General features: G+C 70.3%; 14 protein-coding genes. 9 read left to right on the forward strand and 5 right to left on the reverse strand.

Features of this window, described 5'->3' with window-relative positions; genetic code table 11:
• Positions 1 to 125 precede the first annotated feature (125 nt).
• The 8 genes from AB5J87_RS26550 to pgi all read left to right on the forward strand — a co-directional run bounded on the left by AB5J87_RS26550 (position 126) and on the right by pgi (position 10,324).
• Positions 126 to 3,068 carry a M14 family zinc carboxypeptidase gene (locus tag AB5J87_RS26550; RefSeq protein ID WP_369379931.1) on the forward strand — a complete coding sequence of 981 codons (2,943 nt, stop codon included), beginning with the start codon at positions 126 to 128 and terminating at the stop codon, positions 3,066 to 3,068.
• A gap of 257 nt (positions 3,069 to 3,325) precedes the next feature.
• Complete coding sequence (gene gap / locus AB5J87_RS26555; RefSeq protein WP_369379932.1) at positions 3,326 to 4,333, forward strand: type I glyceraldehyde-3-phosphate dehydrogenase; 1,008 nt, start codon at positions 3,326 to 3,328, stop codon at positions 4,331 to 4,333.
• A 117-nt stretch (positions 4,334 to 4,450) separates the two neighbouring features.
• Complete coding sequence (pgk, locus tag AB5J87_RS26560) at positions 4,451 to 5,662, forward strand: phosphoglycerate kinase (RefSeq protein WP_369379934.1); 1,212 nt, start codon at positions 4,451 to 4,453, stop codon at positions 5,660 to 5,662.
• Positions 5,663 to 5,667: 5 nt separating this feature from the next.
• Positions 5,668 to 6,444: a triose-phosphate isomerase gene (gene tpiA, locus AB5J87_RS26565; protein ID WP_369379936.1), complete on the forward strand. Its 777-nt coding sequence runs from the start codon at positions 5,668 to 5,670 to the stop codon at positions 6,442 to 6,444.
• Positions 6,445 to 6,554: 110 nt separating this feature from the next.
• Positions 6,555 to 6,791, forward strand: a complete 237-nt coding sequence (gene secG / locus AB5J87_RS26570) for a preprotein translocase subunit SecG (protein ID WP_190088918.1) — start codon at positions 6,555 to 6,557, stop codon at positions 6,789 to 6,791.
• A gap of 109 nt (positions 6,792 to 6,900) precedes the next feature.
• Entirely contained in the window at positions 6,901 to 7,236 is a 336-nt protein-coding gene (locus AB5J87_RS26575; RefSeq protein ID WP_003976875.1) for an RNA polymerase-binding protein RbpA, read from the forward strand.
• Positions 7,237 to 7,370: 134 nt separating this feature from the next.
• Positions 7,371 to 8,594, forward strand: coding sequence for an MFS transporter (locus AB5J87_RS26580; protein ID WP_369379940.1), 1,224 nt, complete (start codon positions 7,371 to 7,373; stop codon positions 8,592 to 8,594).
• Positions 8,595 to 8,662: 68 nt separating this feature from the next.
• Positions 8,663 to 10,324 (forward strand): glucose-6-phosphate isomerase, encoded by a 1,662-nt coding sequence (pgi, locus tag AB5J87_RS26585; protein ID WP_369383680.1) that lies wholly within the window; start codon positions 8,663 to 8,665, stop codon positions 10,322 to 10,324.
• A gap of 67 nt (positions 10,325 to 10,391) precedes the next feature.
• Here the strand turns inward: pgi and pgl are convergent, their stop codons facing one another.
• Genes pgl through tkt form a run of 5 tightly spaced genes read right to left on the reverse strand, consistent with a single transcriptional unit; the run spans position 10,392 to position 16,982 of the window.
• Complete coding sequence (pgl, locus tag AB5J87_RS26590; protein WP_369379942.1) at positions 10,392 to 11,174, reverse strand: 6-phosphogluconolactonase; 783 nt, start codon at positions 11,172 to 11,174, stop codon at positions 10,392 to 10,394.
• Positions 11,171 to 12,217 (reverse strand): glucose-6-phosphate dehydrogenase assembly protein OpcA, encoded by a 1,047-nt coding sequence (opcA, locus tag AB5J87_RS26595; RefSeq protein WP_369379944.1) that lies wholly within the window; start codon positions 12,215 to 12,217, stop codon positions 11,171 to 11,173. Before opcA ends, pgl begins: the two co-directional genes overlap by 4 nt.
• Positions 12,214 to 13,737, reverse strand: a complete 1,524-nt coding sequence (zwf, locus tag AB5J87_RS26600; protein ID WP_369379946.1) for a glucose-6-phosphate dehydrogenase — start codon at positions 13,735 to 13,737, stop codon at positions 12,214 to 12,216. The genes opcA and zwf overlap by 4 nt, the downstream gene beginning before the upstream one ends.
• Before the next feature lie 3 nt (positions 13,738 to 13,740).
• Entirely contained in the window at positions 13,741 to 14,859 is a 1,119-nt protein-coding gene (gene tal / locus AB5J87_RS26605; RefSeq protein WP_369379947.1) for a transaldolase, read from the reverse strand.
• 35 nt (positions 14,860 to 14,894) lie between these two features.
• Positions 14,895 to 16,982, reverse strand: coding sequence for a transketolase (tkt, locus tag AB5J87_RS26610; protein ID WP_369379949.1), 2,088 nt, complete (start codon positions 16,980 to 16,982; stop codon positions 14,895 to 14,897).
• 330 nt (positions 16,983 to 17,312) lie between these two features.
• Here tkt and AB5J87_RS26615 point away from each other — a divergent pair, with 330 nt between their 5' ends.
• Positions 17,313 to 18,266, forward strand: a complete 954-nt coding sequence (locus AB5J87_RS26615) for a heme o synthase (RefSeq protein ID WP_369379951.1) — start codon at positions 17,313 to 17,315, stop codon at positions 18,264 to 18,266.
• Positions 18,267 to 18,277: the final 11 nt, after the last annotated feature.

Here is an 18,277-nt window from a genome sequence, read left to right on the forward strand (position 1 = left end):
GACGGCGCCCATTCGATGGGCGCCGGTTCCGGGTTGTCCACCCTCACACCCTATTGACATGATCATGAAGTGTCATGAGCCTGGCGTCTGTCCACTTTCGTGGCACACAACAGCAAGGGGGGCTAATGAGACGCAGAGCGAGAGCGATCCTCGCCGCGGCTTCACTGCTCACGGCCGGTCTGGCGGCGGCACCCGTCGCCCACGCCGGCCCGAGCGGCGGCGAAGGACTCTCCGTCTGGCACGCCGACGTCACCAAGGCGCAGCTGCCGCTGCTGCTCCGGGAGGGCGTCGACGGCCAGGAACTGACGGCACAGGTGCCCGCCAGGGGATCCGCGACCGTCGAGCTGTACCTCACCGCGCGCCAGGCCGGTGAGCTGAAGAAGCAGGGCGTCGACATCACCGAGCACAAGCTCTCGGCGGCGACCGAGAAGCGCGTCAAGGCCCAGGGCGACGGAGTCTTCCGCCCCTACAGCGGGAGCAACGGCCTGGCCAAGGAGATCGTCGCCACCCAGGCCGCGCACCCGGAGCTGACCAAGGTCGAGTCGATCGGCAAGACGGTCAGGGGCCAGGACATCCTCGCCCTCAAGCTCACCAAGGGCGCCAACAAGAGCCGCGACGGCGCCAAGCCCTCCGTGCTGTACATGTCGAACCAGCACGCCCGGGAGTGGATCACCCCGGAGATGACCCGGCGGCTGATGCACTACTACCTCGACAACTACGGCAAGGACCCGCGGATCACCAAGATCGTGGACTCCACCGAGCTGTGGTTCGTGCTCTCCGCCAACCCCGACGGCTACGACTACACCTTCACCGGCACCGAGCAGCGGCTGTGGCGCAAGAACCTGCGCGACAACAACGGCGACGGGAAGATCACCGCGGGCGACGGCGTCGACCCCAACCGCAACTTCCCGTACAAGTGGGGCTACGACAACGAGGGTTCGTCGCCCGACCCCGCCGACGAGACCTACCGCGGCCCCTCCGCGGGCTCCGAGCCGGAGACCAAGGCGCTGGACGCCTTCGAGAAGCGGGTCGGCTTCGGCTACGCCATCAACTACCACTCGGCGGCCGAGCTGCTGCTGTACGGAGTGGGCTGGCAGGTCGCCACCCCGACCCCGGACGACGTCCTCTACAAGTCGCTGGCCGGCACGCCCGACAAGCCCGCGATCCCGGGCTACCGCTCGCAGCTCTCCTCCGAGCTGTACACCACCAACGGCGAGGCCGACGGCCACGCGGGCAACGTCAACGGCGTCCACATGTTCACCCCGGAGATGTCGACCTGCCAGACCGCCTCGCAGGTCGACCCCAACGACCAGTGGAAGCCGGGCGACTGCCAGTCGGTCTTCAACTTCCCCGACGACGAGAAGCTGATCCAGCAGGAGTTCACCAAGAACATCCCGTTCGCGCTGGCCGTCGCCGACACCGCGCGCCACCCCGACCAGCCGGTCTCGCCGGTCGGCATCGACGCCCCCGACTTCACCCCGGACGCCTTCACCACCTCGTACGCCCGCGGCGAGGACCAGGAGGTCGCCGTCACCGTACGCAAGTCGGTGCGCGACAAGACGCTCAACTACCGCGTCAACGGCGGCCGTACCCACACCGAGGACCTCAAGGCGTGGCGGGGCGGCGACGTCTACGGCGGCGAGGACAACATCCACTTCGACCAGTACCGGGCGACCGTCGAGGGCGCGAGGACCGGCTCCAAGGTCGAGGTCTGGTACACCGGCCGCACCCAGGCGGGCCGGCGGACCTCCAGCACCCCCTTCACCTACACCGTGGCCGACCGGCCCGAGGGCGACACCCTGGTGATCGCGGAGGAGGGCGGCACCGCGCCCGCCCAGCACGTCGACGCGTACACCAAGGCGCTCGCCGACAACGGGCGCGAGTCCGCCGTGTGGGACGTGGCCACCCAGGGCACGCCCAGCGCGCTCGGCGTGCTCAGCCACTTCAGGACGGCGGTCTGGTACACCGGCGCCCAGCGGCCCACCGCCGCGGTCACCCTCGCCGTGCGCGACTTCCTCAACGAGGGCGGCAAGCTCGTCAACGCCGGTGAGCAGGCGGGCGGCACCGTGGACCTCGGCGGCGCCGACTCCGACGACTTCGCCCAGTACTACCTCGGCGCCTACAACCGCGTCGGCCTGAAGTCGCCGCCCGCCTTCGAGGGCTCCGGGCGGCTGGCCGGCGCCAAGGCCGCGCTCGGCGACGCGAGCGACAACCCGCTCAACCTGGCCGGGGCGTACACGATCACCTCGGACACCCTCAAGCCCGATCAGTTCCCGCAGTTCAAGAGCGCGGCGGCGGGCAGCTACCCGGGCATCCGCACCCCGTTCGAGCCCGCCGTCGGCGACTGGTTCGCGGCGGCCAAGCACCAGGACAACGCCTATATGCGGCTGTCCAGGACCGTCGACCTGAGCACCACCACGGCGGCCGACCAGCCCAGCCTGAAGTTCCAGCTCAGCTATGACACCGAGCCCGGCTTCGACAACGTGATCGTCGAGGCGCACACGGTCGGCCAACAGGACTGGACGACCCTGCCGGACACCAACGGCGGCACCAGCCAGACCGTGCCCACCCAGTGCGAGCAGGGCTACTACGTCCAGGCGCACCCGTTCCTCGCGCACTACCTGACCGTCGGTGGCAGTGCCTGCACCCCGACCGGCACCTCGGGCGCCTGGAACCGGTTCAGCGGCTCCTCCAACGGCTGGCAGCCGGTCTCGGTCGACCTCAGCCCGTACGCGGGCAAGCAGGTCGAGCTCGCCATCTCCTATGTGTCGGACCCCGGCACCGGGGGCGTGGGCGCCTTCGTCGACGACACCAGGCTGGTCGTCGGCGGCGCGGCGCGGGACACCGAGGGCTTCGAGACCTCGCTCGGCCCCTGGAGCGTGCCCGGCCCGCCCGCGGGCAGCCCCGGCAACGCGGGCGACTGGGCCAGGTCCCAGGCGCTGTTCCACTCCCAGGCGGCCGTCACCACCCACGACACCGTGCTGCTCGGCTTCGGCCTGGAGCACGTGCCGTCGGCAGCCGACCGCAAGAACGTGATCGGCCAGGCGCTGCGCTCGCTGCGCGGCTGACCGTGTCCGTGTCAAGCCCCACCGGCTGACCGGTACCGCCGGTCACGCTCGGTAGTGGGGACGAAAGTCCCCCCGACGGCCCGTACCCGTTGGTAGGTACGGGCCGTCGGTCATATACGGGTGACCGCCCCGCTGCGCCGAATGCGCTCGATGTCACTCCCCGGCTCGGGGAGAGGTAGGGTCGTAGGCGGTCGGGGACATCCCAAATTAAAACTCGCCGGCGTGCGAACCCGGCGTACCAACGAGGAGATCGGTTCGTGACGATCCGCGTAGGCATCAACGGCTTCGGCCGCATCGGGCGCAACTACTTCCGCGCGCTGCTGGAGCAGGGTGCTGACATCCAGATCGTGGCTGTCAACGACCTCGGTGACACGGCGACCACCGCGCACCTGCTGAAGTACGACACCATCCTGGGCCGCCTCAAGGCCGAGGTGACGCACACCGCCGACACCATCACGGTGGACGGCCACACCATCAAGGTGCTCTCCGAGCGCAACCCGGCCGACATCCCCTGGGGTCAGCTGGGCGTCGACATCGTCATCGAGTCGACCGGCATCTTCACCAAGAAGGCCGACGCCGAGAAGCACATCGCCGGTGGCGCCAAGAAGGTCCTGATCTCGGCTCCGGCCAAGGACGAGGACATCACCATCGTGATGGGCGTCAACCAGGACAAGTACGACGCGGCCAACCACCACGTCATCTCCAACGCCTCCTGCACCACCAACTGCGTGGCGCCGATGGCCAAGGTCCTCGACGAGAACTTCGGCATCGTCAAGGGTCTGATGACGACGGTCCACGCGTACACCAACGACCAGCGCATCCTGGACTTCCCGCACTCGGACCTGCGCCGCGCCCGCGCCGCCGCCGAGAACATCATCCCCACCACCACCGGTGCTGCCAAGGCCACCGCGCTGGTGCTGCCCAAGCTCAAGGGCAAGCTCGACGGCATCGCGATGCGCGTCCCGGTCCCGACGGGCTCGGCCACCGACCTCGTCGTGGAGCTGGAGCGCGAGGTGACCAAGGACGAGGTCAACGCCGCGTTCAAGAAGGCCGCCGAGGGCGAGCTGGCGGGCATCCTGGCGTACACCGAGGACCCGATCGTCTCCTCCGACATCGTCAGCGACCCGGCGTCCTGCACCTTCGACTCCTCCCTGACCATGGTCCAGGAGGGCAAGTCGGTGAAGATCCTCGGCTGGTACGACAATGAGTGGGGCTACTCGAACCGCCTCGTCGACCTCACCGTCTTCGTCGGCGGCCAGCTCTAGGTCTGATAAGTCTCAGGGCAGGCATCTCGATGTGAGCACAGGGCTCGGGCAGCGCAACGATGCGCCGCACGAGCCCTGTCGCTTGCCTCGTCCTTCTCCAAGGAGTCGCAGAAACACATGAAGACCATCGACGAACTTCTCGCCGAGGGCGTCTCCGGCAAGCGGGTCTTCGTCCGCGCCGACCTCAACGTGCCGCTCGACGGCACCACCATCACCGACGACGGCCGCATCCGCGCCGTCCAGCCGACGATCGCCAAGCTCGCCGAGGCCGGCGCGCGCGTGGTCGTCGCCTCGCACCTGGGCCGCCCCAAGGGCGCCCCGGACCCGGCCTTCTCGCTCGCTCCGGCGGCGCGGCGGCTCGGTGAACTGCTGGGCACGGACGTCGCGTTCGCCACCGACACCGTCGGCGACTCCGCCGGCGCGACCGTCGCGGCGCTGGCCGACGGCCAGGTCGCCGTCCTGGAGAACCTGCGCTTCAACGCCGGTGAGACCAGCAAGGACGACGCCGAGCGCGGCGCCTTCGCGGACCGGCTCGCCGAGCTCGCCGACGTCTACGTGGGCGACGGCTTCGGCGCGGTGCACCGCAAGCACGCCTCGGTCTACGACCTGCCCGCGCGGCTGCCGCACGCGGCCGGCTTCCTCATCGCCACCGAGGTCGGCGTCCTGAAGAAGCTCACCGCCGACGTCAAGCGCCCGTACGTGGTGATCCTCGGCGGCGCCAAGGTCTCCGACAAGCTCGCCGTCATCGACGAGCTGCTCGGCAAGGCCGACCGCATCCTCATCGGCGGCGGCATGGCGTACACCTTCCTCAAGGCCAAGGGCCACGAGGTCGGCATCTCGCTGCTCCAGGAGGACCAGATCCCGGTCGTCACGGAGTACATGGAGCGCGCCGAGAAGACCGGCGTCGAGCTGGTCCTGCCGGTCGACATCCTGGCCTCGTCCGAGTTCCCGGACCTGAAGACCAAGGCCCCGGCCGACTTCGTCACCGTCGACGCGGATCAGATCCCCGCCGACAAGGAGGGCCTGGACATCGGCCCGAAGACGCGCGAGCTGTACGCGGAGAAGATCGCGGACGCGGAGACGGTCTTCTGGAACGGCCCGGTCGGCGTCTTCGAGCACCCCGACTACGCGGGCGGCACCCAGGCGATCGCGCGGGCGCTGCTCAACTGCGACGGCTTCACCGTCGTGGGCGGCGGCGACTCGGCCGCCGCCGTACGCACCCTCGGCTTCGACGAGAACGCCTTCGGTCACATCTCGACCGGCGGCGGCGCGAGCCTGGAATACCTTGAGGGCAAGACGCTTCCCGGCCTTGCCGCACTGGAGGACTGAACACCGTGACCACGCGCATCCCGCTGATGGCCGGCAACTGGAAGATGAACCTCAACCACCTTGAGGCCATCGCGCACGTCCAGAAGCTCGCCTTCGCCCTGGCCGACAAGGACTACGACGCCGTCGAGGTCGCGGTCCTGCCGCCCTTCGTGGACCTGCGGTCGGTCCAGACCCTGGTCGACGGCGACAAGCTCAAGATCAAGTACGGCGCCCAGGACATCTCGGCGCAGGACTCCGGCGCCTACACCGGCGAGATCTCGGGCCCGATGCTGGCCAAGCTGAAGTGCACGTACGTGGCCGTCGGCCACTCCGAGCGCCGCCAGTACCACAACGAGAGCGACGAGCTCTGCAACGCCAAGGTCAAGGCCGCCTTCAAGCACGGTCTGACCCCGATCCTCTGCGTCGGCGAGGGCCTGGACGTCCGCAAGGCCGGTGACCAGGTCTCCTACACGCTGGCCCAGCTGGACGGCGGCCTCAAGGACGTCCCGGCCGAGCAGGCCGAGTCCGTCGTGATCGCGTACGAGCCGGTGTGGGCCATCGGCACCGGCGAGGTCGCCACGCCCGAGGACGCGCAGGAGGTGTGCGGCGCCATCCGCGGCCGTCTCGCCGAGCTGTACTCGCAGGAGCTGGCCGACAAGGTCCGCATCCAGTACGGCGGCTCGGTCAAGGCGTCCAACGTGGCCGCGATCATGGCGCAGCCGGACGTCGACGGCGCCCTGGTGGGCGGCGCGGCGCTGGACGCCGACGAGTTCGTCAAGATCGTCCGCTTCCGCGACCAGTGAGTATGCGGTAGCGCGGATCCGTCGTACCCTTGCGGGGGTCGGGCTCGGGATTATGGAATACGTCCCCCCGGCCCCCGTCGCCATATCAGTCCTAGGAAGTTGGTCCAGCCGTGATTGTCGGGTTCTCGATTGCCCTGATCGTCTTCAGCCTGCTGCTGATGCTGCTGGTGCTGATGCACAAGGGAAAGGGCGGCGGCCTCTCCGACATGTTCGGTGGCGGAATGCAGTCGTCCGTCGGCGGCTCCTCGGTCGCCGAGCGCAACCTCGACCGCATCACCGTGGTGGTCGGTCTGCTGTGGTTCGCGAGCATTGTCGTACTTGGTCTGCTGATGAAGCTGGACAACTGATCTGTCGTCTCCGCGTTCAGGTACGGGTGTAACTACAATCACTGGACGCGCGTTGGGCCTTACGTAGACTGGGGCATCTTCGAGCACCATCACGCAGGGAGTTACGACCGTGGCAAGTGGCAACGCGATCCGGGGAAGCCGGGTCGGAGCGGGGCCGATGGGTGAGGCGGAGCGCGGAGAGTCCGCGCCGCGCCTGCGCATCTCCTTCTGGTGCTCGAACGGGCACGAGACGCAGCCGAGCTTCGCCAGTGACGCACAGGTTCCGGAGACGTGGGACTGCCCGCGCTGCGGCTTCCCGGCCGGTCAGGACCGGGACAACCCGCCGGACCCGCCGCGCACGGAGCCGTACAAGACCCACCTCGCGTATGTGCGCGAGCGCCGCAGCGACGCGGACGGCGAGGCGATCCTGGCGGAGGCGCTCGCCAAGCTCCGCGGCGAGATCTGACAGCGAAGGGCCCGGTGGACGAACGCGGTTCGTCCACCGGGCCCTTTCGGTATCACCGCAGGCCGGACGCGTGCCGGACGGCATTGTCAGTGGCTCGCCCTACCGTGTGAAGCAGTCGATCACATGGGGGAGTTGTGGCAGCAGCGGAGGCCGTCGGCGCGGCCGTGGCGCAGGCGCCGAGCTGGCGCGGGGGCTTCGGCCGGCTGTGGACGGCCGCGGTCGTGTCCCGGTTCGGGGACTCGCTGCGCACGGCCGCGCTGCCGCTGCTCGCCGCCTCACTGACCAGTGACCCCCTGAAGGTCTCGCTGGTGACCGCGGTCGGCTTCCTGCCCTGGCTGCTGTTCGGACTGCTCGGCGGCGCCGTCGCCGACCGGGTCGACCAGCGCCGGGCCATGTGGGCGGTCGACCTGGTGCGCGGTGCGCTGGTCGCCGCCTTCGCCGCGGCCGTGGCCCTCGGGCAGGCGTCCCTCGCCCTGCTCGTCGCGCTCGCCTTCGCGCTCACCTCGCTGCAGACGCTCTTCGACAACGCGGCGACCGCCCTGCTGCCCTCGCTGGTGCCGAAGTCCGCGCTCGGCCGGGCCAACGCCCGGCTGATGACCGGCCAGCAGCTGGCGGGGGGCTTCCTCGCCGCCCCGCTGGTGCCGCTGCTCCTGGCCGCGGGCCCCGCCGTGCCGTACGCGGCGGACGCGGCCACCTATGTGCTGGCGGCGGCCCTGGTGGCGTCGCTGCGGGCGGGCGCGCCGGACCGGCCCGCGCGCCCGCCCGGCTCGACGCTGCGCGGCGAGACCGCCGAAGGGCTGAGGGCGCTGTGGCGGGACCGCGTCCTGCGCGGCCTGTGCACGGCCACCACCCTGTGCAACATGGGCGTGGGCGCGCTCATCGCCACCCTGGTCCTGCACGTCACGGGCTGGCTGCACGCGGGCCACGCGGGATACGCGGCGGCGATCGCGGCGTACGGGGCGGGCGCGGTGGCGGGCGGATCCCTCACCCACCGGCTCGCCCGGCGCCTGGGCCGCCCCCGCAGCGTGCTCCTGGCGGGCGCGGTCCAGACGGGCTGCCTGGCCGCCATCGGGGGGATACGGGAGCTGTGGGTGACGGTCGCGGCCATGGCGGTGTTCGGCGCGATGGGCATGGTGTGGAACGTCAACCAGGTGACGCTGATGCAGGAGCGAACTCCCCGGGAGATGCTGGGGCGCACCAGCGCCGCCTTCCGCACCCTCGCCGTGGCCGGTGCCCCGCTGGGCGCGGTCCTGGGCGGCGCCACGGCCGGCGCCTGGGGGCTCAACACGCCCGCGCTGCTGGCGTCCGGCTTGTTCCTGGCCGCAGTCGGCGCTCTGATTCCTGCGCTTACGTCCTGATCAACTACTTTGGAGGGGCAGCGGGGCAGGTACGTACGCGAGTACGAGGAAGTGGGCTGATGTCCGAGATGAACACCAACAAGGGGCAGGCGCGCAGCGCCCTCAACCAGATGCCCGAGTGGGCCGCACTGGGCAAGCACCGCGAGCAGTTGGGCGACACCCATCTGCGCGAGCTCTTCGCCGCCGACCCCGGCCGGGGCACCGGCTACACCCTGGCCGTCGGCGACCTCCATCTCGACTACTCGAAGCACCTCGTCACCGACGAGACGCTGGCGCTGCTGCGCGAACTCGCCGTGGCGACCGACGTGGCCGGGCTGCGGGACGCGATGTTCCGCGGCGAGAAGATCAACACCACCGAGGACCGGGCGGTGCTGCACACCGCCCTGCGCGCCCCGCGCGACGCGGTGATCGAGGTCGACGGCGAGAACGTGGTGCCGGGTGTGCACGCGGTGCTCGACAAGATGGCCGACTTCTCCGAGCGGGTGCGCGCGGGCCGGTGGACCGGGCACACCGGCAAGCGGATCAGGAACGTCGTCAACATCGGCATCGGCGGCTCCGACCTCGGTCCGGCGATGGCGTACGAGGCGCTGCGCTCCTTCGCCGACCGGGATCTGACGGTCCGTTTCGTCTCCAACGTGGACGGCGCCGATCTGCACGAGGCCGTCCGCGACCTGGACCCGGCCGAGACGCTCTTCATCATCGCCTCCAAGACCTTCACGACCATTGAGACCATCACCAACGCCACCTCCGCGCGCAGCTGGCTGCTCACCGGGCTGAACGCCGGTCAGGAAGCCGTCGCCAAGCACTTCGTGGCCCTCTCCACCAACGCGGAGAAGGTCGAGGACTTCGGCATCGACACGGCCAACATGTTCGAGTTCTGGGACTGGGTCGGCGGGCGCTACTCGTTCGACTCGGCGATCGGCCTCTCGCTGATGATCGCCATCGGCCCGGACCGGTTCCGTGAACTGCTCGACGGCTTCCACCTCGTCGACGAGCACTTCCGCACCGCGCCCCCCGAGGAGAACGCACCGCTCCTGCTCGGCCTGCTCGGCGTCTGGTACGGGGCGTTCTTCGACGCGCAGTCGCACGCGGTCCTGCCCTACAGCCACTATCTGTCGAAGTTCACGGCCTACCTCCAGCAGCTGGACATGGAGTCCAACGGCAAGTCGGTGGACCGCGACGGCAACCCGGTGCGCTGGCAGACCGGCCCGGTCGTCTGGGGCACCCCCGGCACCAACGGCCAGCACGCCTACTACCAGCTGATCCACCAGGGCACCAAGGTCATCCCCGCCGACTTCATCGGCTTCGCCGAGCCGGTCGCCGACCTGCTGCCCGGCCTGGTCGCCCAGCACGACCTGCTGATGGCCAACTTCTTCGCCCAAACGCAGGCGCTGGCGTTCGGCAAGACCCCGGAGGAGGTGCGCGCCGAGGGCGTGGCCGAGGAGCTGGTGCCGCACAAGACGTTCCTCGGCAACCACCCCACGACCACGGTCCTGGCCAAGGAGCTCACGCCCTCCGTCCTCGGCCAGCTGATCGCGCTCTACGAGCACAAGGTGTTCGTCCAGGGCGCCGTCTGGAACATCGACTCCTTCGACCAGTGGGGCGTGGAGCTGGGCAAGGTCCTCGCCAAGCGCGTCGAGCCCGCGCTGACCCAGGGGGCGGACGTACCGGGCCTGGACGCCTCCAGCAAGGCCCTGGTCGCCAAGTACCGCGCGCTGCGGGGGCGTTGATCCCGCAAAGCGACGGGCCCGGCCCACCGTGAGGTGGACCGGGCCCGCCCGGCTCAGCGCCCGGACCTCACGGCGAAGCCGGCGGGTACAGGGCGCGCGGCAGCTGCGAGGCCGCCGCCGAGTCCAGCAGCCACAGGGTGCGGCCACGGCCGTACGCACCCGCGGCCGGGGCCTGGACCTCGCCCGCGCCGGACAGGGCGATGGCCGCGGCCCGCGCCTTGTCCTCGCCCGCCGCGAGCAGCCACACCTCGCGGGCCGACCGGATCGCCGGCAGGGTCAGGGAGACCCGCACCGGCGGCGGTTTGGGCGCGCCGTGCACCCCGACCACCGTCCGCTCCTGCTCGCGCACCCCGGGCAGCTCCGGGAAGAGCGAGGCCACATGGGTGTCGGGGCCGACGCCCAGCATCAGCACGTCGAACGCCGGGACGTCGCCGTGGTCCTCGGGGCCGGCCGCGGCGGCCAGCTCCTCGGCGTAGGCAGCGGCGGCGGCGTCCACGTCCGAGCCGTACGGCCCGTCCGAGGCGGGCATGGCGTGCACCCGCCGCGGGTCCACCGGCACCGCGTCCAGCAGCGCCGCGCGGGCCTGCGTGACATTGCGCTCCGGGTCGCCCTCGGGCAGGAACCGCTCGTCGCCCCACCACAGGTCGAGCCGCGACCAGTCGATCGCGTCCCGGGCGGGGGAGGAGGCGAGGGCCGCGAGCAGCCCGTTGCCGTTGCGCCCGCCGGTGAGGACCACCGACGCCGAGCCGCGCGCGGCCTGGGCGTCCACCACCTTCGTGATCAGCCGGGCCGCCGCGGCCTGCGCCATCAGCTCCTTGTCGCGGTGGACGACGAGCTGAGGGGTGTTCACTTGGCCGCCGCCTTCTTGGCCGGGGCCTTCTTCGCGGCGGGCTTGGCCTCGGCTGCCTCCGGCTGCGGGCCGGACCCGGCGGCCTGCGCCGCGGCCTCCTCGGCCTGCGCCGGGACCGGCTCGCCCAGCCGGTCCACACCGAACTTCAGCGCGGAGGCGTAGGTGTCGTCCGGGTCCAGGCGCCGCAGCTCCTCGGCGATCAGCTCGGCCGTCTCGCGGCGCTTGAGCGCCACCGCGCGGTCCGGCTGGCCCTGCATGGAGAGCGTGGCCAGCGAGCCGTCGGCCCGGTCCAGGACGATCGGCCCGCAGTCCGTCTCCATCCGGACGGCGGTGAGCCCGGGCCCGGACGAGAGGGAACGGCGCACCGGCACGTCCAGCCGGTCCGCGAGCCACATGGCGAGCAGCTCGCAGCTCGGGTTGAACTCCTCGCCCTCCACCTCGACCGAGGTCACCTTGCACGACACCTGGTCGAGCGCCGCGGCCAGCATCGAACGCCAGGGCGTGATGCGGGTCCACGACAGGTCGGTGTCGCCCGGGGTGTAGGTCTCGGCGCGGGCGGTCAGCTCGTGGATGGGCTGCTCGGCCGCGTAGGTGTCGGTGACCCGGCGCTGGGCCAGCGAGCCCAGCGGGTCGTTGGTGGGGTCCAGCGGCGCGTTGACCGGCCACCAGACGACGACGGGCGCGTCCGGCAGCAGCAGCGGCAGCACCACGGACTGGGCGTGGTCGGAGACCTCGCCGTAGAGCCGCAGGATGACCGTCTCGCCGGTGCCCGCGTCCGCCCCGACCCGCACCTCGGCGTCGAGCCGCGACTGGGTGCGGTCGCGGGGGGTGCGCGAGACCCGCTTGATGACGACCAGGGTGCGCGAGGGGTGCTCGCGCGAGGCGTCGCTGGCGGCACGGAGCGCGTCGTACGCGTTCTCCTCGTCGGTGACGATGACCAGGGTCAGGACCATGCCGACGGCGGGGGTGCCGATGGCGCGGCGGCCCTGGACGAGCGCCTTGTTGATCTTGCTGGCCGTGGTGTCCGTAAGGTCGATCTTCATGGCCGGCGCCAGCTCCGTCCGTCTCGTGCGAGCATTTCGTCCGCCTCGACCGGGCCCCAGGTGCCCGACGCGTACTGCGCGGGCTTGCCGTGGGTGTCCCAGTACCGCTCGATCGGGTCGAGGATCTTCCAGGACAGCTCGACCTCCTCCAGGCGCGGGAAGAGGTTGGAGTCGCCGAGCAGGACGTCGAGGATGAGCCTCTCGTACGCCTCCGGGCTGGACTCGGTGAAGGACTCGCCGTAGGCGAAGTCCATCGAGACGTCCCGGACCTCCATCGAGGTGCCGGGCACCTTGGAGCCGAACCGCACGGTCACGCCCTCGTCCGGCTGGACCCGGATGACCAGGGCGTTCTGGCCCAGCTCCTCCGTCGCCGTGTGGTCGAAGGGGGAGTGCGGGGCGCGCTGGAAGACCACCGCGATCTCGGTGACCCGGCGGCCCAGGCGCTTGCCGGTGCGCAGGTAGAAGGGGACGCCCGCCCAGCGGCGGTTGTCGATCTCCAGCTTCACCGCGGCGTAGGTGTCGGTCTTCGACTTGGGGTCGATGCCGTCTTCCTGGAGGTAGCCGACGGCCTTCTCGCCGCCCTGCCACCCGGCCGCGTACTGGCCGCGCACCGCGTTGGCTCCCAGGTCCTTCGGCAGCCGCACGGCGCCGAGCACCTTGGTCTTCTCGGCCGCCAGCGCGTCGGCGTCGAAGGAGGCGGGCTCCTCCATCGCGGTCAGCGCGAGCAGCTGGAGGAGGTGGTTCTGGATGACGTCACGGGCGGCGCCGATGCCGTCGTAGTACCCGGCCCGGCCGCCGATGCCGATGTCCTCGGCCATGGTGATCTGGACGTGGTCGACGTACGACCGGTTCCAGAGCGGCTCGAACATGGTGTTGGCGAAGCGGAGCGCCAGGATGTTCTGGACGGTCTCCTTGCCGAGGTAGTGGTCGATCCGGAAGACCTCGTCCGGCGGGAAGACCTCGTGGACGACCTGGTTGAGCTCCTGCGCGGAGACCAGGTCGTGGCCGAAGGGCTTCTCGATGACCGCGCGGCGCCAGGAGCCCTCCTTCTGGTCGGCGAGCCCGTGCTTCTTGAGCTGCTGGACGACCTGCGGGAAGAACTTCGGCGGCACCGAGAGGTAGAACGCGAAGTTGCCGCCGGTGCCCTGCGCCTTGTCGAGCTCGGCGATGGTGGACTTCAGCTGCTCGAAGGCGTTGTCGTCGTCGAAGTCGCCCTGGACGAACCGCATGCCCTGGATGAGCTGCTGCCAGACCTCCTCGCGGAAGGGGGTGCGCGCGTGCGCCTTGACGGCGTCGTGCACCTCCTGCGCGAAGTCCTCGTCCTGCCACTCGCGACGGGCGAAACCGATCAGCGAGAAGCCCGGCGGGAGCAGCCCCCGGTTGGCGAGGTCATAGACGGCGGGCATCAACTTTTTACGGGACAAATCGCCCGTGACGCCAAAGATCACCAGGCCCGACGGCCCCGCGATGCGCGGGAGCCGTCGGTCTGCGGCGTCACGCAGCGGATTGCTGCTTGACAAGGTTTAGCCCTCCGAAGGTGCCAGGCGCTTGAGCTCCGCCTCGGTCGACTTGAGCAGGTCGTTCCAGGCCGCCTCGAACTTCTCGACGCCCTCGTCCTCCAGGAGCTGCACGACCTCGTCGTAGGAGATCCCCAGCTTCTCGACCGCGTCGAGCTCGGCACGGGACTGCTCGTAGGTGCCGGTCACGGTGTCGCCGGTGATCTGCCCGTGGTCGGCGGCCGCCTCCAGGGTGGCCTCCGGCATGGTGTTCACCGTGTTGGGCGCGACCAGGTCGTCGACGTACAGGGTGTCCTTGTACGCCTTGTCCTTCACCCCGGTCGAGGCCCACAGCGGACGCTGCTTGTTGGCGTGCGCCTTGTCGAGCGCGGTCCAGCGGTCCGAGGAGAAGACCTCCTCGTACGCCTGGTAGGCGAGCCGGGCGTTGGCCAGACCGGCCTTGCCGCGGGCGGCCTTGGCCTCGTCGGTGCCCAGCGCGTCGATCCGCTTGTCGATCTCGGTGTCCACCCGGGACACGAAGAAGGACGCCACGGAGTGGATCTTCGCCAGGTCCAGGCCGCGCTCCTTGGCCTTCTCCAGGCCGGCCAGGTAGGCGTCCATGACCTCGCGGTAGCGCTCCAGCGAGAAGATCAGCGTGACGTTGACGCTGATGCCCTTGCCGATGACCTCGGTGATCGCGGGCAGGCCCGCCTTGGTCGCCGGGATCTTGATGAGCGTGTTCGGCCGGTCCACCAGCCACGCCAGCTGCTTGGCCTCGGCGACCGTCGCCGCGGTGTTGTGCGCCAGGCGCGGGTCGACCTCGATGGAGACCCGGCCGTCCTGGCCCTCGGTCGCGTCGAAGACCGGGCGCAGGATGTCGGCGGCGTCCCTCACGTCTGCCGTCGTGATCATCCGGATCGCCTCTTCGACGGTCACCTTGCGGGCCGCGAGGTCGGCGAGCTGGGCGTCGTAGCCGTCACCCTGGCTGATCGCCTTCTGGAAGATCGACGGGTTGGTGGTGACACCCACCACGTGCGACTGGTCGATCAGCTCGGCCAGGTTGCCGGAGGTGATCCGCTTGCGCGACAGGTCGTCGAGCCAGATCGCCACGCCCTCGTCGGAGAGGCGCTTGAGTGCGTCTGTCATGAGAAATGCATCTCCTACTAGTTCGTATACCGGCGTCAGCGCGTGGCGGCGGCGAGAGATTCCCGGGCGGCGGCGGCCACGTGCTCGGCGGTGAAGCCGAACTCGCGGAAGAGGACCTTGCCGTCCGCCGACGCGCCGAAGTGCTCCAGCGAGACGATCCGGCCCGCGTCGCCCACGTACCGGTGCCAGGTCAGACCGATGCCGGCCTCGACCGCGACCCGGGCCCGGACCGACGGCGGCAGGACGCTGTCCTTGTACGCCTGGTCCTGCTCCTCGAACCACTCCACGCACGGCATCGAGACCACCCGGGTCGGCACGCCGGCCGCCTGGAGCTGCTCGCGGGCCTCGACGGCCAGCTGGACCTCGGAGCCGGTGCCGATCAGCACGACCTGGGCGTCGCCGCCGTCCGCGTCGAAGAGCACATAGCCGCCCTTGGCCGCGTTCTCGTCCGCCTCGTACGTCGGCACGCCCTGACGGGTCAGCACCAGGCCGTGCGGGGCGCCCTTGCCGAACACCTTGGTGTAGCGCTTGAGGACCTCGCGCCAGGCGATGGCCGTCTCGTTGGCGTCGGCCGGACGGACCACGTTGAGACCGGGGATCGCGCGGAGCGAGGCCAGGTGCTCGACGGGCTGGTGGGTCGGGCCGTCCTCGCCCAGACCGATGGAGTCGTGCGTCCACACGTACGTCACCGGCAGGTGCATCAGGGCCGACAGGCGCACCGCGTTGCGCATGTAGTCGGAGAACACCAGGAAGGTGCCGCCGTAGATGCGGGTGTTGCCGTGCAGCGCGATGCCGTTCATCTCGGCGGCCATCGAGTGCTCGCGGATGCCGTAGTGGATCGTGCGGCCGTACGGGTCGGCCTCCGGCAGCGGGTTGCCCTCGGGCAGGAACGACGAGTTCTTGTCGATCGTCGTGTTGTTCGAGCCCGCGAGGTCGGCCGAGCCGCCCCACAGCTCCGGGATGACCGCGCCGAGCGCCGCCAGGACCTTGCCGGAGGCCGCGCGGGTGGCGACGCCCTTGCCGGTCTCGAAGGCGGGCAGGTGCTGCTCCCAGCCGGCCGGCAGCTCGCCCGCCGCGATCCGGTCGAACTCGGCGGCGCGCTCCGGGTTGGCCGTGCGCCAGGCGGCGAACGACTTCTCCCACTCGGCCCGCGCCTCACGGCCGCGGTCCAGGGCGGCGCGGGTGTGCGCGATGACCTCGTCGGCGACCTCGAAGGTCCGCTCCGGGTCGAAGCCGAGGACGCGCTTGGTGGCCGCGACCTCGTCGTCGCCGAGCGCCGAGCCGTGCGCGGCCTCGGTGTTCTGCGCGTTCGGCGCGGGCCAGGCGATGATCGAGCGCATCGCGATGAACGAGGGGCGCCCGGTCTCGGCCTTGGCCGCCTCGATCGCCGCGTACAGCGCCTTGGGGTCGAGGTCGCCGTCGGCCTGCGGCTCGACGCGCTGGACGTGCCAGCCGTACGCCTCGTACCGCTTCATCGTGTCCTCGGACACGGCCGTCTCGGTGTCGCCCTCGATCGAGATGTGGTTGTCGTCCCACAGCAGGATCAGGTTGCCGAGCTTCTGGTGCCCGGCCAGCGAGGACGCCTCGGCGGAGATGCCCTCCTGGAGGCAGCCGTCGCCCGCGATCGCGTAGATGAAGTGGTCGAACGGGGACTCGCCCCGAGCGGCCGACGGGTCGAACAGGCCGCGCTCGTAGCGGGCGGCCATGGCCATGCCCACGGCGTTGGCGACACCCTGGCCGAGCGGGCCGGTGGTGGTCTCCACGCCCGGGGTGTGGCCGTACTCCGGGTGGCCCGGGGTCCGCGAACCCCAGGTCCGGAACGCCTTCAGGTCGTCGAGCTCAAGCCCGAACCCGGCCAGGTACAGCTGGATGTAGAGCGTCAGGGACGAGTGGCCCGCGGACAGCACGAAGCGGTCGCGGCCGGTCCAGTCCGGGTCCGCCGGGTCGTGGCGCATCACCTTCTGGAAGAGGGTGTACGCGGCCGGGGACAGGCTCATCGCCGTACCAGGATGGCCGTTGCCGACCTTCTGTACAGCATCCGCGGCCAGGACGCGGCCGGTGTCTACGGCCCGCTGGTCCAGTTCGGTCCACTCAAGGTCTGTGGTGGTCGGCTTGGTGCTCACCCTGGGTCAGGGCTCCTCTCCACATGTTCGTTCCCGGTGACTGAGGGCGCACCGGGCGTTGTCGAGCCTACCTCCGCCGCAACGATCACTTTTTCGAGTGCCCACCGGTTGGGACACACATCTCCAGAGTGCCCAAGAGCGTTCACTTCCGCCTCATGGCCCGGCCTTTCGCGACCCGCCCCAACACGACCCCACCCCCGCGAAGGGCGGTGGAGGGGCAACGTCTAGAGTGGCGTGGTACGCGCAAGTCTTTACCGGGCATTCACGCCCGGAACGTCCGGGCCCATCCGACCGATTGCCCCGGGACTTGCTGGGAATTCTCTGTCAGGGGTGTGCGTGACGGCCGTCGAGTCCCGACCCGCAGGGGTCGTCTTGACTCCCAGCCCGGGGGGCCATCGGCCGTTCGGGGCCCGCGTCAAGGCGTTCGTGGCACTGACCAAGCCGCGGATCATCGAACTGCTCCTCATCACCACCATTCCGGTGATGTTCCTGGCCGAGCAGGGCGTTCCGTCGCTGTGGCTGGTGGTCGCGACCACCGTCGGCGGCTATCTCTCGGCCGGCGGCGCCAACGCGCTGAACATGTTCATCGACCGCGACATCGACGCGCTGATGGACCGGACCTCGCAGCGGCCACTGGTGACCGGCATGGTCTCGCCGCGCGAGTGCCTGGCCTTCGGCCTCACCCTCGCGGTGGTCTCCACGCTGTGGTTCGGCCTCCTCGTCAACTGGCTGTCCGCCGCGCTGTCCCTCGGTGCGCTGCTCTTCTACGTGGTCGTCTACACGATGCTGCTGAAGCGCCGCACCTCCCAGAACATCGTCTGGGGCGGCATCGCGGGCTGTCTGCCCGTCCTCATCGGCTGGTCCTCGGTGACCAACTCGATGTCCTGGGCACCGGTCATCCTCTTCCTGGTGATGTTCTTCTGGACGCCGCCGCACTACTGGCCGCTCTCCATGAAGGTGAAGGACGACTACGCGCGCGTGGGCGTGCCGATGCTGCCGGTGGTCGCCTCCAACAAGGTGGTCGCGCGTCAGATCGTCCTCTACAGCTGGGTGATGGTGGCGGTCTCGCTGCTGCTGACCCCGCTCGGCTACACCGGCTGGTTCTACACGGCGGTGGCGCTGCTCGCGGGCGGCTTCTGGCTGTGGGAGGCGCACGGGCTGCAGAACCGCGCCAAGGCCGAGGTGACGGGCGCCAAGCTCAAGGAGATGCGGCTGTTCCACTGGTCCATCACCTATGTCTCGATCCTCTTCGTGGCCGTCGCGGTGGACCCCTTCCTGCGGTAGCCGACCCGCTC

It is taken from the genome of Streptomyces sp. cg36 (genome assembly GCF_041080675.1).
GTDB lineage: Bacteria > Actinomycetota > Actinomycetes > Streptomycetales > Streptomycetaceae > Streptomyces.